This window comes from Candidatus Sphingomonas phytovorans, from assembly GCA_029202385.1.
Taxonomy (GTDB): domain Bacteria; phylum Pseudomonadota; class Alphaproteobacteria; order Sphingomonadales; family Sphingomonadaceae; genus Sphingomonas; species Sphingomonas phytovorans.
Map to the genome: position 1 here is coordinate 1,388,960 of CP119314.1, position 14,498 is coordinate 1,403,457.

Below are 14,498 nucleotides of genomic sequence, written 5' to 3' on the forward strand. Positions count from 1 at the left end.
CTCCGGCGGCAGGACATGGTGAACGCCCGGTCCTGCCGCTATTCATGAGGAAAGGGTCAGGCGGCGATTTGCTCGCTGGTGCTGTATCGCGCCCCGGTCGCCAGCCATGCCAGCACGTCGCGTTCAGCATACCGGACGATACGAGTTCCGGGCGGGGCGAAATGACGGAGGGGAGTACCGCGCCCTCGGTAGCCTTCGAGGGTATCGACCGACACGCCGATAAGTTTGGCGCATTCCTTGGGATCGAGGGGACGCCCTTTGGGCGTATAATTGAACAGCTCGCAAAGCTGCTCGAAAGACAGGTCAGACATACACGCAACTCCGCGCATCCCGCCAATGGCAGGTCCGTCATGCCTCCGAGTTTTGTGTCGTCACCTGCCCCAGTCGGCATCGGGGGTGTCCGGGGCCTAGGGGGCTTTCACCCTTGCGCCTCACCGGCTTGCGTCTCTGGAATTTTCCTCGTGGGTACGCCCCAGTGCGGCGCTGTCACCTGTAGGTAACGGTGAAAACCTTATGCTACCGGCAGCCAGTCGCGCAACCCCGTTTACCTTGTTTATTTTCGTCGCCGGGACGATCAATTATCAATGTCCTAGAATAGTTTCCATTCGACCTTGCAGAGCGTTCGCCAAGGCTGTTCGTCCCTCCGCGTTGTTCAAATATCGGATATATCGCAGGTGACGAAGATCGAACGGAATATCATGCTCGCTCTGCGTGATGAGGATGACCTCTCGCCCCAGCGTGTGAGCAATACCTGCCTCATAAAACACGTTCGGATTTCGGCCCGAGCAGTCGCAGATCACCACGCGAGAGCGGTCGATGAGCGATACCACGTCTTGGATAATCGCCGGGTTTTCCCAAATGTCATCTGCTCGACGGCAGCGTAGGCCCGCATTGTCAGCGGCAAGCTGGATCGCCGCATAGACATCGTTAAATCCGGCATCAAAGGGCATCATTGCGGACGCAAGCGTCGGTTCAATATTCTCATGTTCGGCAATTTGAAACACCGTCGGGCGTTGGCGGCGCGGTCGGACATTGCGAAGAAGAAAACGGTAAAGGTCCACCTCCTTCACTGCCCAATGATTGCGCGAAAACTCAAAGTCGTGAGGCATATCCAGTGCGTTGCGGTTCGCCCAGATTAAACTGTTCTGCAATGGCGGCACATCGGCATCTAGCGCATATTCAAAATGAATCTCGCGGTTGGCGATACGCGCCCGTGTGATTGAACCAACGTGACAGACCTGCTCTTCGTTACCTTCATTCATGAATAAGCATGGCAATCGGGTGAGTCGGTCGAGGGCAGGATTACCACCGTCACGGAACTGATCGGCAATACGCTCATCGGTATATTCAAACATCCGGCTCAAAGGGAGCGTCCCGGTATTATCGCCCCACTCAAACCAGCGCATAATCAGATTGAACATTTATGCCCCCCCCCCAAGTCTCTCCTACATTGCGAGATTAGCCTGCGAATGTCACGGCTTAGCTGCACCGATATGCGACCGCCGCACACAATGGCCCAGCGTCGCCTGCTGGGGGCGATCAGCACCGTGCCGCCGTACACCGGCTCCCCTTGCCGGCCAAGGCTGTGCGCGAGTCTACGTGGCCCCAGTTATCTGCGAGGGCAGTTCATCTGCGCCAATCGCTTTCGCGTTTTCCAATTCAATATGCGCGGGGCGGTAGGCTCAGATCGTCTTTGCGTATAGATATTAGACATGAGCGGACGATCATTGGATGACTTCAATCATGAAAGGCAGGCACTGGATGCCGCGCACGCACAAAATGAAGCTGGGCGAGATGCCTTCATAGCCTTGGCGCACACCGCTTTGTTTGCGGCATCTGTATCATTCGTAGGCGACGTTGCGCCAATAACAGAAGCGATTTGGCGACCGGCATTGATCCTAGGCTGGTCCGCTGACGTCGTGGGCCTTCTCGCACTCACCTTTAGCTTTGGCGCTGCCCGTAAGGCTATCGACGCACGCCGAGCGGCATTGAATGATCCCGATCCACCGAACGACCGCATTTGTGAGTGGCTTAATGCAACAGCGCTCTGGTCTTTTCCTGTCGCCCTTCTATGTTTGTTCTCGTTCGTCACTGCAAATGTGGTTCATGCCGATGTCCGACAAACCAAGCCCTCCGATACCGCCGAATTACGAGAGACGGGGAGCAGTGCCGCCCCCGCGAGCGCCAGCGCACGGAGGCATATCCAAACCAGCAAGCGGAGTGATCCCGGCACCACGAGCACCGGCGGCACCGCCACCCCCTCCGCCGCCCCCCAAGAAGTAAGTGCGCACGGCGCGGAACCTATCCGATCAGAGCAATAGCCAATCAGGCCCGCAGTGCTACGACGTTCCCGCCGTTCGCCTTCTCCGCCTGCTCCTCGATCCAATCCGCAATGCGCTGGGCTTCGGGCTTGAGATATTGCAGGCGTGAGGTTTCAAGATAGTGCTTGGCAGTGACGGAACTGTTCGGAATGTGGTTCGTCAGCAACTCAATCTTCGTGAAGTCCACGGCGCAGTTTGCAACGCCGATGGTGATGTAGGTGCGTCGTAGATCGTGGTTCGTGACTTTGGTCCCGGCGACCTCGCTGATCTTCCGGCGCGTGTCGCGCGGGTCGATGATGTGGCCCGATCGCGACCACGAGGCGAACACATGCGGATTGCCTTCTACCCTTGCCCGTGATTCCAGCAGCGAAACCGCTTGCGACGACAGCGGGAGCCACACCGGATTACGGTTCTTTGGGTCGGGCAGATGGAACCAACCTTCCTCCAGATTAACGCGATCCCATGTGAGCGAGGCGGCTTCCTTGAGGCGGCACCCGGTCAGCAGCAAGAACATCGACAGGTCGATGGCAGCGAGGGTCTCGCGGTTGTGGGTCTCGCCGCGCCACTGTTCCAGTGCGTTCCATACCGCGCCGACCTTGGAGTCGGGCACGCGACTGGTGCGCGGCTTCAACTGAATCCAATCGTCCTTGAGCGCCCCGACAGGGTTGTGCGTGATGACGGGCGAGCCATCCGAACGCCGATAGCGACGGCTGGCGAAGTTAATCAGAGCGCGAAGCACTGCAAATCCTTGATTCGCTTGGCCCGGTGCCCCTGCCTTCCCGCGCAAGCCCTTCGTCAGCATGTCGCGATAGCGCTTCCGCACATCGTCCTCGCTGATGGACGCGATGGGCTTGGACAGCCACGCCTCAAACGTGGTCGTCACATGGCGCTCGATCACGTCTGCGCTCGAACCCTTCAACTTGCCCGGTCGGTCCTTGTAGGCGTCAGCCACATCGCGGAGTGTCACCGCCACGGCGGCGTCGTGCTTCTTGGCATCGCGCGGGTCGATTCCCTCTCGCATGTCCTGCAACAGCTTCTGCGCCCGCTTGCGCGCAGCGTCCTCGGTGTAGGTGCCGTATGCGCCAATAGTGAATTGGATCGACTTACCGGCAACCCTTCCCATGACGATGAACACCCGGCGCGGCGGCTTCCCCGGTGCTGGGGGTGGAGCCACCCGCAACCCATAGCCCTTCACCGCCTCGTCCCAATGGACCTGATAACCCTTCTCCGGGGCTTGAACCTTGTCGATAAACGCCTTGGTGAGCTTCACCATATGACCTCCTTCTAGCGCATTTCTAGCACGCGGCACAGTGCTACGACGTGCTGCCACGAGGCTGCAAGGAGGTTATATTATTGATTCATAAGGCGTTTTAAGGCATCTGCGTGCCACTACAGGTTACTGCCGGGTCGGGTGTCCCAAACTTGAAAACCGCCGTGGGTGCAAGCTCACCGTGGGTTCGAATCCCACCCTCTCCGCCACATGCCGCCGTGCGGCTGCACGCACAGTCCCAGCATGCGCCATCGCGTGAGCAATCATCGGCGACTTTTCTACAGCCGTTCCATCCGGAGCCACGCCCGATCGCCCTGCCACGCACGCTGGAGCGCCTGCCGTGCTGCAGCAGCTTCAAGCATATGCCCTTGCGCCTTCTCGCTTTCGACGAGACCATAGAGCGCCCAGCCATTTCTGGGCGTCTGCGCAAGGGCCGCACGAAAGGCCTGGCTGGCCTCATCATAAAGCCCCGCCTGGTAAAGGGCTGCGCCAAGAGACTGATTCACCGGGTAATACCAGTAGGGCGGCTCCTGGTATGGGATCTTCGCCTCAAGCGCGATAGCTTCGCGGTAAAGGCCTATGGCCTTGTCATAGCGTTTCTCCGCATAGGCAAGGCGGCCGCGTGCGACTGCTGCGGCAAGCGAGAGAAGATCCGGCGCTGGCACGCCCTGCTCGATCATGCCAGCGAATATTCTGGACGTCCGAAGCTTGGTAAGAGCGGCAAGCTCGCGCTCGACACCTTCGCTGTCGCGCCGCTGCGCCTTGGCGACAGCGCGAGCGTACAGCCGCATCGCCGCAGCATAGGGGAGTCGCGGGTCGGGAGCGGGCATCGCCAGTATCGCTTCCGGCTCGGCGAACTGCGCCATTGTCAGAAAGGGCGCGGCGTCGATCGCCTGTATCCACGCGATCCGCGCGGAAGTCTCGGGATCGAGGACTTTCTGCAGGCGTCGTACCTCGGCGATCGCTGTCCGCATGTCGCCCGCCAGTTGTGCCGAGGTCACGATGAAGTGGATGTTGTGGGGATAATAGCCGTAGCGGACGAGGCTTTGATCATTGGTGTCGCGAATGAAAGCTTCGTCGGATCGCGCCGCTGCGATATTGACACGGATCGCATCCGAATAGCGCCCCACCAGTTGATATATATGCCCGGGCATATGAACCAGATGGCCCGCGCTCGGAGCAATTGGCCGCGCGAGCCGATCGGCCGCAGCTTCGGCGCGACGCGGGGCGGCGCTGTTCTCCATGAGATGGATGTAGAGATGCGCGGCCTGGAGACTGGCGGGGTTGCGGGCGAGTACCGTCTCGATCAGCCGGACCGCCTCGCCGCTCCGCCCCACCGGCGTACGTTTGTCCAGCTGCCAATAATTCCAGGGACTGGTATTCATCACAGCTTCGGCTGCGAGCACTGCAACATTGTCATCCCAGGGGAAATGACGGACTGCATCGAGCATCGCATCGGCATAGGCAGCATCGAGAACGGCACGATCGCTCTTCGCGTCGCGGGAGTAACGACGCGAGATCGCCTCGATGAGCACCCGCTCGAGCGACGAGGCGTTCGTGCCCAGCACCCGTGCGCGATCCATCGCCGTCAGAGCGGTGTCACGATCACGATCGTCCATTGGGGCGTTGATGTTGGGACCCAGAGCGAGCGCTTCTCCCCACCAGCACATCGCGCAGCCGGGATCGAGCCGTTGTGCCGCGCGGAACGAACGAACCGCGCCGGCGTGGTTGAAGCCATAAGTGAGCAACAGCCCCTGATTGAAATAGCGCCGCGCCTGCTCGCTCGACGTCGAGACCGGTAAACTGGAGACTGAGAGATCGGCATAGAGCGGTATTGGACTGGAAGCCGCTCCAACAGGTCCAGTGACCGCGCTGGTCAGCATCAGTTCGCGTTTCAACGCGGACGCCATCGCCTTGCCGCCGCAAAGCGAGGAAGCAAGCTGGCTAGGATCAAGCATCGCCAAGGCCGCAGGAGAGAAGGCAAGCCCAGGCGAGAAGCTGGTGAGAACGCCTCCCATTCCGGCGAGTATGATGCTTTTCAACAGCTTGTACATTCCAGCAACCCTTGGTCGAGAGGGGGGTGCCAACGAGACGTTACTTCATGGTAACATTTCGAGTTCGATATCTCAACTTTGCGTCCACGGCACATTCCCACTGCCTGGAGTCGGTCGTGGTCTGATTAAGGTTCAATTCGAACTGGCCGATAACCGCTAAACTTATCGAGCATCGGTCCGCACTACGGCCGGTCCATTCGATAGTCATGGCGACACTCATGTGCCGGTTGCCAAATGCCCCGGGGTTGCGTGGGTTCGACGGAAGCGCGCTCAGGCAGCGCGAGGCTGTGGCTGCATTCCATGATCGACCAGCGTCGCAAAATCGCCGTCGTCGAGCGGATGCTGGAATTGGCAGCCAGCCTCGAAATCATCCGCCCACATGATCGTCGCAGCCACCTGACCGAGCCTCGGCAGGGTCAGCCAGATCATCGAGCCCTTGCGCAGGCTTGAATAGGTATGAAGCCGCGCGCCGTGAAGCGACACGTCTGTCACCTTGCACAGAGCACGATCGAACCCGCCGCGCCCGATGCGCGCGTCGAGTGACACCGGTGCACGCGGGCTACGCCGGCGTCCGTTGCTCATAGCTGGTTCGAATTCTGCGGCGAACATGGCTTCCCTCTCGCATTGTGCGACGAGGGAAAGCCTAGTCCTCGATAGCTAACGCGCCATTAACGACGGCGCGCGCCATCTTACTTCTTGTTGAGCGTCAGCCCGCCAAAGCGCTTGTTGAAGCGCGCGACCTGGCCGCCTGAATCAAGCATCGTACCGCGGCCGCCGGTCCATGCCGGATGCGCGAGCGGATCGATGTCGAGCGTCATCAAATCGCCTTCCTTGCCCCAGGTCGAGCGGGTCTCGAACTGGGTGCCATCGGTCATCTGCACCTTGATGGTGTGATAATCGGGATGAATATCTTTTCTCACGTCGAATTCTCCGGAAAGCCGCTGGTTTCCGACCAGCAGCGAAGGCGCGGCCCCTAACAGAGGGCCGCGCCGAGTGCAACCTGTGGGTGTTTGCGTCAAGCCTTAGGGGGATCGGTGATCATCGCCATGAACTTCGCTTCGGCGGCGAGCTTGCCGTCGATCGTCGTACGTCCAGCGAATTTGGTGGCGCGGGCGCTCTTCTGCACGATCTCGACCTCAAGGCGCAGCAACACGCCGGGTTCGACCGGCTTGCGGAACTTCACCTCGTCGATCGACATGAAATAGACGAGCTTGCCGGAGCCGGCGAGGCCGAGCGATTCGACCGCCAGGATTCCAGCCGCCTGTGCCATCGCCTCGACGATCAACACGCCGGGCATGATCGGACGTCCGGGGAAATGCCCCTGGAAGAAGCTCTCGTTGATCGTCACCGCCTTGATCGCCGCGATCGACCGGTCGAGGATCAGTTCCTCGACACGGTCGACCAGCAGCATCGGGTAACGATGGGGGAGCGCCGCCATGACCCGCCCGATATCGAGCGGGCCGAGCGCCCCCGTCGCAACCGCCTCGGTCACCGGCCCTTCGGCGGCGTCGTTGCAGGACGTCCGGCAGGCGCCGCAGGCGCGGGAGCGGCAGCGGGTGCACCCTGGGCCTGCTGACCCTGCTGGGGCTTGGGCTGCCATGCGACAGGCGGTGGCACCGCGACGCTGGTCAGGGTACGATCGATCTCGGCGCTCACCGCCGGCGTGATGTCGGCAGCGGCGTCGCCGAGCATCAGCACCGCTTCCGGCTTCACGATAAGACCGACCTTGCGGGTCTTAACCACGCTGCTGACAGCATCGGCGATCTTGGAACCGACCTGCTCCTGCAAATACAGGCGCGCGCGGGTGACGGGTTGCAATATGCGGCCGAGTTCAGCCTGACCGGCTGTCTGCTTCTGCTCGATCTGGGCGAGTTCCGGGCGCTTGCTGTCGCGGGCGCGCTGAATCTCTTCCTGCGAAAGCTGGCCATCGCCATTGGCATCGAGCGCCTTCAGCAGCGGCTGGATCTCGGCATTGATCGCCTCGTTGCGCGCCTTCGCCTGATCGATCTGTGCCTTGTAGGTGGTATCGATCGTCGTCCAGGTAGTGGTCCAGACCTTGGAATTCTGCATGGCGGCGTCGGGATCGAGCATCGCAACGGTCTGTGCCTGGGCCCCCGCCACGCCGAACACGAAACCTGGCACGACAAGCGCCGTGGCAAGCAGAACCTTCTTGTACGTCTTCATCAGAATTGTGTCCCTACGTTGAATGTAACGAGCTTGGTATCGTCGCTCGGGTCTTTGAGCAAAGCATAAGCAACGTCGATACGAAGCGGCCCGAACGGCGAGTTCCAGTTGACGCCCGCTCCGACCGACAGCCGGGGCTTGGCGGAATCACCACCGAAACGTTCGAGAAACGGCTGTACCGTCCGGAGAGCAGGAGCGTTTACCGATGTGCCGGCGCAATCAGTGCCCCCGAGCGTCGCAGAATAGCCGACTTTACACGTCGTGGTGAGGCCCGCATGATCTGCGTCGGTCGTCGGGACGGTGAATAGCGGATTGCCGTTGTTAAACAGCTGCGTCTCGAGCGGCAGGACCGTCTTCTTGCCCGTGAACGGATCGACGAAGACCGGAAAAGTCGCAGTCGGCAGCGGCCGGGTGATACCGAACAACGCGCCGGCCTGGACGTAGATAGACGGGCGCAAGCCCATCTCGCGCGCACCGGCACCGAGCGGAATCTCCATCTCGAGCCGGCCCAGATAATAAGCCCGGCCACCCAGGGCGTCATCGACGAACTGCGTACGGTCGGTCTGCAGCGTCTGGTTCCCGGTCGTCTGGTCCGTGATATAATTGATGCGCTGGACTCGTGGGCCGACGCCGCGGATATCGAAGCCGCGGAAATCGGGCTCGCCGAGATAGAAGCGGTCGGTGATGCGAACACTGTCGATGCCCGGTCCACGGCTGCTCTCGAGCGATTTGATATACCCGCCCTCGGCATTCGCCGAGAGGATGAAGCCGCTGCCAAGACCCCAGTATTTTGCGCCCTCGAAGCGGGTGCGGACATATCTCACGTCACCACCAAGACCGGCGAAATCGGCACTGAAGACCAGCCGCTTGCCTGCGCTTGGCCGCAAGCGGCTGTTGAGGCTGTCATTGATCAGCGAGAAACCGACCGACGAGGTAACGCGGTTGCCGATCGCGTCGCAGAGATAGCGCCCTGCCAGCAATGGATCGCAAGCGTTACCAGTAAAATAGGTCGACTTGTCGAGCCCGACCTGATCGTAGGACACGCCATAGCGACCTGACAGCGACCAATATTCGGTCAGCGGCAGGCCCGCGCGAATCTGGAAGCCGGTCGAAACCTGGGTGTAGGTCGTCTGACGTTGATCGCCGACATAGTTGAAGGCATTGTAATCGCGGCGGAAGATGTCGCCACCGATCGCGATGTTCTTGTCGAACAAATAAGGCTCGGTGAAGCCCACCTCGACCGATTTCGAGTAGCTTGAATAGTTGACGCTGGCGCGCAGTTCCTGCCCCTTGCCGCGGAAGTTGCGCTGGCGGATCGAGGCCTGGATGATAAATTTCTCAAGGCTGGAATAGCCTGCGGAAAGCGACAGTTCGCCAGTCGATTTCTCTTCGACGTTCGCTGCCAGCACTACACGGTCGGGCGCCGATCCCTGCGTTTTCTTGATCTCGAACTTCTCCTGGAAGAAGCCGAGCGAGTTGATGCGATCCTGCGAACGCTTCAGCTGGAAGCTGTTGAAGGCGTCGCCCTCTGACAGGCGGATCTCGCGCCGGATCACCTTGTCCTGGGTCTGAGTGTTGCCGTTGATCTCGATCCGCTCGACATAGGAGCGCTGGGCCGCAGCGATGTGGAAATTGATCCCCATCGTCAGCGTTTCTTTGTCGCGGTTGAACTCCGGGTTCACTTCGGTGAAGGCATAGCCGAACAGGCCGGTCGATTCGCTCAGGCTATCGACCGAATCCTCGACCTGCTTCGCGTTGTACCACTCGCCCTTCTTCATCGGCAGCGTGGCGGCAAGGCGCTTGTTGTCGAAGTCGCGGATATCGCTGTCGACCGACACTTCACCAAATTTGTAGCGAGGACCTTCCTCGACCACATAGGTGATGATGAAGTCTTTCTTGTCCGGAGTCAGTTCTGCGACCGCTGACGTCACGCGGAAGTCGGCATAGCCGTTGGTCAGGTAGAACTGACGCATCTTCTGCTGGTCATAGGCCATGCGATCCTGATCGTAGCTCGTGTTCGAGCTCAGGAGCGTGCTGAGGCGCGCCTGCTTCGTCGCCATCTCGCCGCGCAGCTTGCTGTCGGAGAACACCTCGTTGCCGAGGATATTGATCTGGCGGACCTTCGATTTCGGGCCCTCGGTGATCTCGAAGACGACGTCGACGCGATTCTGGTCGAGCGCAACCATCTTCGGCTCGACGACCGCAGCGAAGCGGCCCTGGCGACGGTATAGTTCGACGATGCGGCCGACATCCTGACGGACGGCGGTGCGCGTGAAGATCTGCCGCGGAGCGAGCTTGATCTCCTTCTTGATCTTGTCTTCCTTCAGTCGCTTGTTGCCCTCGAGCAGCACGCGGTTGATCACCGGATTCTCCCGGATCCGCAGCACGATCTCGCCCGATTCGGCACCGCTGATCGACACATCGGCGAACAGATCGCTGGCGTAGAGATCCTTGATCGCCTGATCGAGCGTCTCGTTGGTGAAGGACGTGCCGACGCGGAGCTTGGTATAGGAAAGCACGGTATCGGATTCGATGCGCTGCGATCCTTCGACCCGCAACGACTTGATCGTCCGGGTCACGGGGGGAGCCACCGGAACTGAATCAGGCTGAGCGGGAGCTGCTGCGGCCGGTGCTGCCTGTCCCCGAGCTGGTGCAGCTGGTGCCGCCCTACCGCGGGCTGGTGCAGCCTGGCCCGCAGCCGCCTGGGCGCTCGCGGCCATCGGCACGCCCGACAACATCGTGCCTGTAAGAAGCACGACGGTGGCGCGGGCGCCGAATGATGTAACCTTGATCGCTGTCACTATCCCACCCCAGTCGGAGAAAATATGCGGGCCGCCTATCCGCTAGCCCTGCCTCAACCACGTCAGCCGATCAACCCGGCCAAATTGTTCCACAGGCCAAACGAACCCAGATCGTTGAACGTCACCAGCAGCATCAGGGCAAGCAATGCCGCAAGGCCGCCGCGAAACGCCCATTCCTGCACTTCGGGCCCGACCGGCTTACGCCGAACCGCTTCGATCGCGTAGAAGAACAAATGGCCGCCATCCAGCATAGGAACTGGCAAGAGGTTGATGAATCCCAGATTAATCGACACCAGCGCTATCAACCAGACAAAGGCCGGCGCGCCGAGGGTCAATTGCTCGCCGGACACTTTGGCGATGCTCAGCGGCCCGCCCAGTTCCTTGACCGAGCGGCGTCCCGTGATGACCTGTCCGAGCGTCTCGACCATCATGCTGACGATCTCGCCGGTCTGGCGCACGGCGACTGCGGGCGCCTCGATCAGGCTTACGGTCACCAGGACCGGGCGTGCACTGGCGATACCCAGTCGGCCGACACGATATTCGTTGCCGAACCGGTCGCGCTCCACGTCGGTTCCGACCACCGCGTCGCGCGACATCGGCGTGGCGCCGCGCATGAAATCAATTCTCACCCGCTCGCCGGCGCGAATCCGCACATAGCGGACCATGTCGTCGAAGGTTTCGACAGAGCGCCCGCTTAACGCGACGACGCGATCGCCTGCCTGCAGTCCGGCCTTGGCCGCGGCGCTGTCGGCAGCGATGGCGCCGGCGACGGTCGGCGTACGGCTGTCGCCATAAGCGACCGCGAACCCGGCAAGGATAAGGATGGCGATCACGAAATTGGTGACTGGCCCGGCCGCGACGATGATCGCGCGTTGCCATACCGGCTTGGAAGGAAAGGTCCGCGCCCGCTCTTCCGGCGGCAACATCAACCAGTCGGCATCGGGCACGCTCGCCGGGTTCATGTCACCGGCAAAGCGCACATAGCCCCCAAGCGGAAGCCAGCCGAATTTCCAGCGCGTACCGCGCCTGTCGGTCACACCGAAGATCTCGCGACCAAAGCCGATCGAGAAAGCCTCGACCTTCACGCCGAACAGGCGGCCGGCAAGGTAGTGGCCCATCTCATGAAGGAACACGAGCGGCCCGATGACGAGCGCAAAGGCCAGAATGGTCAGCAACAGGCCGGGGCTAGTGATCAAGCGACGCAGTCCTTTACACGCTCGCCCGCGAGCCTTCGCGCTTCCGCGTCCACCATCAGGACGTCATCAAGCGTATCGGGGGCGGGCGGATCGTAGCGATCAAGGGTATCGGCGACGATTGCGGCAATTTCGAGGAAGCCGATCTGGCGCGCCAGGAACGCCGCAACCGCAATCTCGTTGGCTGCATTGAGGATCGCCGGCTTGGCGCCGCCCGCGTCGAGTGCATGGCGCGCCAGCGCGAGCGCGGGAAATCGCGCGGGATCCGGCGCCTCGAAATCAAGTCGGCCGATCGAGACCAGGTCCAACGGCGCCATCGGCGTTTCCATCCTGTCCGGCCAGGCAAGGCAATGCGCGATCGGCGTACGCATATCGGGCGGCCCAAGCTGAGCAAGCGTCGATCCGTCGACATATTCGACCATCGAATGAATCACCGATTGCCGGTGCAGGATGATCTCGATCCGGTCGGTCGGTATCGGAAACAGCCGCGCCGCCTCGATCAGTTCGAGTCCCTTGTTCATCATCGTCGCGGAATCGATCGATATCTTGGCGCCCATCGACCAGTTGGGATGTGCCACCGCCTGTTCGGGCGTGACGCCACGCATCTGCTCCGTCGTCCATTCGCGGAATGGCCCGCCGCTCGCCGTGAGGATGATACGGCGCACGCGGCCAGCCTGCGCCGCATCGAAGCACTGGAAGATGGCATTATGTTCGGAGTCCGCCGGCAACAGGGTCGCGCCGTGATGCGCGGCCGCGGCCAGAATCACGTCACCCGCCGATACCAGAGGTTCCTTGTTGGCGAGCACCACGGTACCGCCCTGCTCCACCGCCGCCATGACCGGCTCGAGACCGGCGCAGCCGACGATCGCCGCCATCGTCCAGTCGGCGCCGAGATCGGCGGTCCGGCAGACCTCCTCGGGACCGCCCGCGCAGTGGATATTGGTACCCGCCAACGCGTCTCGCAGTGCCGGAAGGCAGGTCTCGTCGGCAATTACCGCCACCCGCGCGCGGGTACGGATCGCCGCGGCCGCCAGCTTCGCTACATCGCGATGAGCGGTCAGCGCAAATACCTCGAAACGATCGGGCTCCCGCTCGATCAGGTCGAGCGTGGAACTGCCGACCGATCCGGTTGCGCCAAGGATGGTAATTGTCTTCATGAATAGAATCTCGGGAGAATGACCAGCAGCGCGGCTACCGGCGCGACAGGCACCAGTCCGTCGAGACGATCGAGCACGCCGCCATGCCCGGGCAGGAGGTTTCCGCTGTCCTTTACCCCCGCCCGCCGTTTCAGCCAGCTTTCGAACAGGTCCCCGCCCTGCGCCAGTACCGCCAGCACCGGCGTAGCAAGCGTCAACCGCCATGGCAGACCGTAGAATACGTGCATTGCCGCACCAAACGCACCAGCCAGCAGGACGCCCCCGGCAAGGCCCGCCCATGTCTTGTTCGGGCTGATCAGGGGCGCCAGCTTGGGGCCACCGATCGCACGGCCGCTGAAATAGGCGCCAATGTCGCAGACCCACACCAGAGCAAGCGCCCAGAAAGTGAAGACGATCCCCTCTTCCTGCCGGCGGATCAGCAGCAGCGCGAGGATGGGCAATCCGACATAAACCCCCCCCAGAGCAAGGGCCGGGCGGCGCTGCACGATAACGATAAAGAACGCCGCTGCCGCAATCAGCCCCAGCGCAAAGAAATCAGGCCCCGCGGCCATCGGCGCCATGATCGCCAGCGGCACGGACAAGGCAAATTGGGCCAGTCGCTTCTGCGATGCCGTCGCACCGTCTAGATCGGCCCATTCGCCCATCATGAAAATACCGAGTACTGAACACAATACCCAGAATATCGCATCGCCGAACCACAAGGCGGTGACGGCGACAGCGACCAAGCCGAGGCCGACGACCGTACGGAGCGCCAGGTCGGACGGTCGCTTGGTCGGTGATGTAGTGTTCACAAGCCTCCGAAACGACGCTGGCGATTGCCGAACGCCGCCACTGCGTCGGCCAGGGTGGTCGCATCGAAATCAGGCCATAAGGTGTCGACGAACAGCAACTCGGCATAGGCCGCCTGCCAGAGCAGGAAGTTCGACAAGCGAATCTCGCCTGAGGTGCGGATCAGCAGGTCGAGCGGCGGCAGGTCGCTGGTGTCGAGTTCAGCCTCGATCGCCGCCGTGTCGATCGCCGACGGATCGAGCGTGCCGTCGCGCGCCTTTTCGGCAAGACGCCGCGCCGCTGCGGCGATCTCTGCCTGAGCGCCATAGTTTAGCGCGATCACCAGAATCGGGCCGGTATTGGCCGCCGTCCGCGCGATCGCATCTTCAACCAGCGTGACCAGATCCGGCGAGAAACGGCGATAATCGCCGATTACGCGCAGTTGGACATTTTCACGCACCATCTCGTCCAGGTCGGTGCGGATGAACAGCCGCAACAGACCCATCAGGTCGCTCACCTCATCCTCGGGCCGGCGCCAGTTTTCCGACGAGAAGGCGTAGAGCGTCAGCGCCTCGATTCCCATCGCGCGCGCCGCACGGGACACCCGGCGCACCGCTTCGACGCCCTGGCGATGCCCGGCGACGCGAGGCAGGTGCCGCTTCTTCGCCCAGCGGCCATTGCCGTCCATGATGATCGCGACGTGGCGCGGCAACCCCGCGCCTCCCGCCGGGATCGGTGCCATGGCGGGCG

The 14,498-nt window shown here is 61.7% G+C and carries 13 protein-coding genes; all 13 read right to left on the minus strand.

All coding sequences use genetic code 11. The annotated features are described in order from the left end of the window. Positions 1-56: 56 nt before the first annotated feature. The gene (locus tag P0Y59_06320; GenBank protein ID WEK01297.1) at positions 57-311 is read right to left on the minus strand and encodes a hypothetical protein; all 255 of its coding nucleotides are present in this window, start codon (positions 309-311) and stop codon (positions 57-59) included. A 270-nt stretch (positions 312-581) separates the two neighbouring features. Next, positions 582-1,421 (minus strand): hypothetical protein, encoded by an 840-nt coding sequence (locus P0Y59_06325; GenBank protein ID WEK01298.1) that lies wholly within the window; start codon positions 1,419-1,421, stop codon positions 582-584. Between the two features lie 904 nt (positions 1,422-2,325). Then, positions 2,326-3,594 carry an integrase family protein gene (locus P0Y59_06330; protein ID WEK01299.1) on the minus strand — a complete coding sequence of 423 codons (1,269 nt, stop codon included), beginning with the start codon at positions 3,592-3,594 and terminating at the stop codon, positions 2,326-2,328. Positions 3,595-3,869: 275 nt separating this feature from the next. After that, positions 3,870-5,645 (minus strand): hypothetical protein, encoded by a 1,776-nt coding sequence (locus tag P0Y59_06335; protein ID WEK01300.1) that lies wholly within the window; start codon positions 5,643-5,645, stop codon positions 3,870-3,872. Between the two features lie 270 nt (positions 5,646-5,915). Continuing rightward, entirely contained in the window at positions 5,916-6,254 is a 339-nt protein-coding gene (locus P0Y59_06340) for a PilZ domain-containing protein (protein ID WEK01301.1), read from the minus strand. An 80-nt stretch (positions 6,255-6,334) separates the two neighbouring features. Continuing rightward, positions 6,335-6,565, minus strand: coding sequence for a 50S ribosomal protein L31 (rpmE, locus tag P0Y59_06345; protein WEK01302.1), 231 nt, complete (start codon positions 6,563-6,565; stop codon positions 6,335-6,337). A gap of 95 nt (positions 6,566-6,660) precedes the next feature. Beyond that, positions 6,661-7,137, minus strand: a complete 477-nt coding sequence (locus P0Y59_06350; GenBank protein WEK01303.1) for a beta-hydroxyacyl-ACP dehydratase — start codon at positions 7,135-7,137, stop codon at positions 6,661-6,663. Then, on the minus strand, positions 7,134-7,829 hold the full coding sequence (locus P0Y59_06355) for an OmpH family outer membrane protein (GenBank protein WEK01304.1): 696 nt from the start codon (positions 7,827-7,829) through the stop codon (positions 7,134-7,136). Before P0Y59_06355 ends, P0Y59_06350 begins: the two co-directional genes overlap by 4 nt. After that, positions 7,829-10,408: an outer membrane protein assembly factor BamA gene (gene bamA / locus P0Y59_06360; protein ID WEK01305.1), complete on the minus strand. Its 2,580-nt coding sequence runs from the start codon at positions 10,406-10,408 to the stop codon at positions 7,829-7,831. Before bamA ends, P0Y59_06355 begins: the two co-directional genes overlap by 1 nt. Before the next feature lie 284 nt (positions 10,409-10,692). Further along, positions 10,693-11,826 carry an RIP metalloprotease RseP gene (gene rseP, locus P0Y59_06365; protein ID WEK01306.1) on the minus strand — a complete coding sequence of 378 codons (1,134 nt, stop codon included), beginning with the start codon at positions 11,824-11,826 and terminating at the stop codon, positions 10,693-10,695. Further along, a complete protein-coding gene (locus tag P0Y59_06370) occupies positions 11,823-12,980 on the minus strand; it encodes a 1-deoxy-D-xylulose-5-phosphate reductoisomerase (GenBank protein ID WEK01307.1) in 1,158 nt (385 codons plus the stop codon). Before P0Y59_06370 ends, rseP begins: the two co-directional genes overlap by 4 nt. Further along, positions 12,977-13,771 carry a phosphatidate cytidylyltransferase gene (locus P0Y59_06375; GenBank protein ID WEK01308.1) on the minus strand — a complete coding sequence of 265 codons (795 nt, stop codon included), beginning with the start codon at positions 13,769-13,771 and terminating at the stop codon, positions 12,977-12,979. The genes P0Y59_06370 and P0Y59_06375 overlap by 4 nt, the downstream gene beginning before the upstream one ends. Continuing rightward, positions 13,768-14,490, minus strand: a complete 723-nt coding sequence (locus P0Y59_06380) for an isoprenyl transferase (GenBank protein WEK02512.1) — start codon at positions 14,488-14,490, stop codon at positions 13,768-13,770. Before P0Y59_06380 ends, P0Y59_06375 begins: the two co-directional genes overlap by 4 nt. Between the last annotated feature and the right edge of the window lie 8 nt (positions 14,491-14,498).

Coding starts and splice junctions, on each gene's coding strand:
- P0Y59_06330 (WEK01299.1), bottom strand. CDS start 3,594: ATGGTGAAGCTCACCAAGGCGTTTATCGACAAGGTTCAAGCCCCGGAG.
- P0Y59_06325 (WEK01298.1), bottom strand. CDS start 1,421: ATGTTCAATCTGATTATGCGCTGGTTTGAGTGGGGCGATAATACCGGG.
- P0Y59_06340 (WEK01301.1), bottom strand. CDS start 6,254: ATGTTCGCCGCAGAATTCGAACCAGCTATGAGCAACGGACGCCGGCGT.
- P0Y59_06370 (WEK01307.1), bottom strand. CDS start 12,980: ATGAAGACAATTACCATCCTTGGCGCAACCGGATCGGTCGGCAGTTCC.
- P0Y59_06320 (WEK01297.1), bottom strand. CDS start 311: ATGTCTGACCTGTCTTTCGAGCAGCTTTGCGAGCTGTTCAATTATACG.
- P0Y59_06355 (WEK01304.1), bottom strand. CDS start 7,829: ATGAAGACGTACAAGAAGGTTCTGCTTGCCACGGCGCTTGTCGTGCCA.
- P0Y59_06335 (WEK01300.1), bottom strand. CDS start 5,645: ATGTACAAGCTGTTGAAAAGCATCATACTCGCCGGAATGGGAGGCGTT.
- P0Y59_06380 (WEK02512.1), bottom strand. CDS start 14,490: ATGGCACCGATCCCGGCGGGAGGCGCGGGGTTGCCGCGCCACGTCGCG.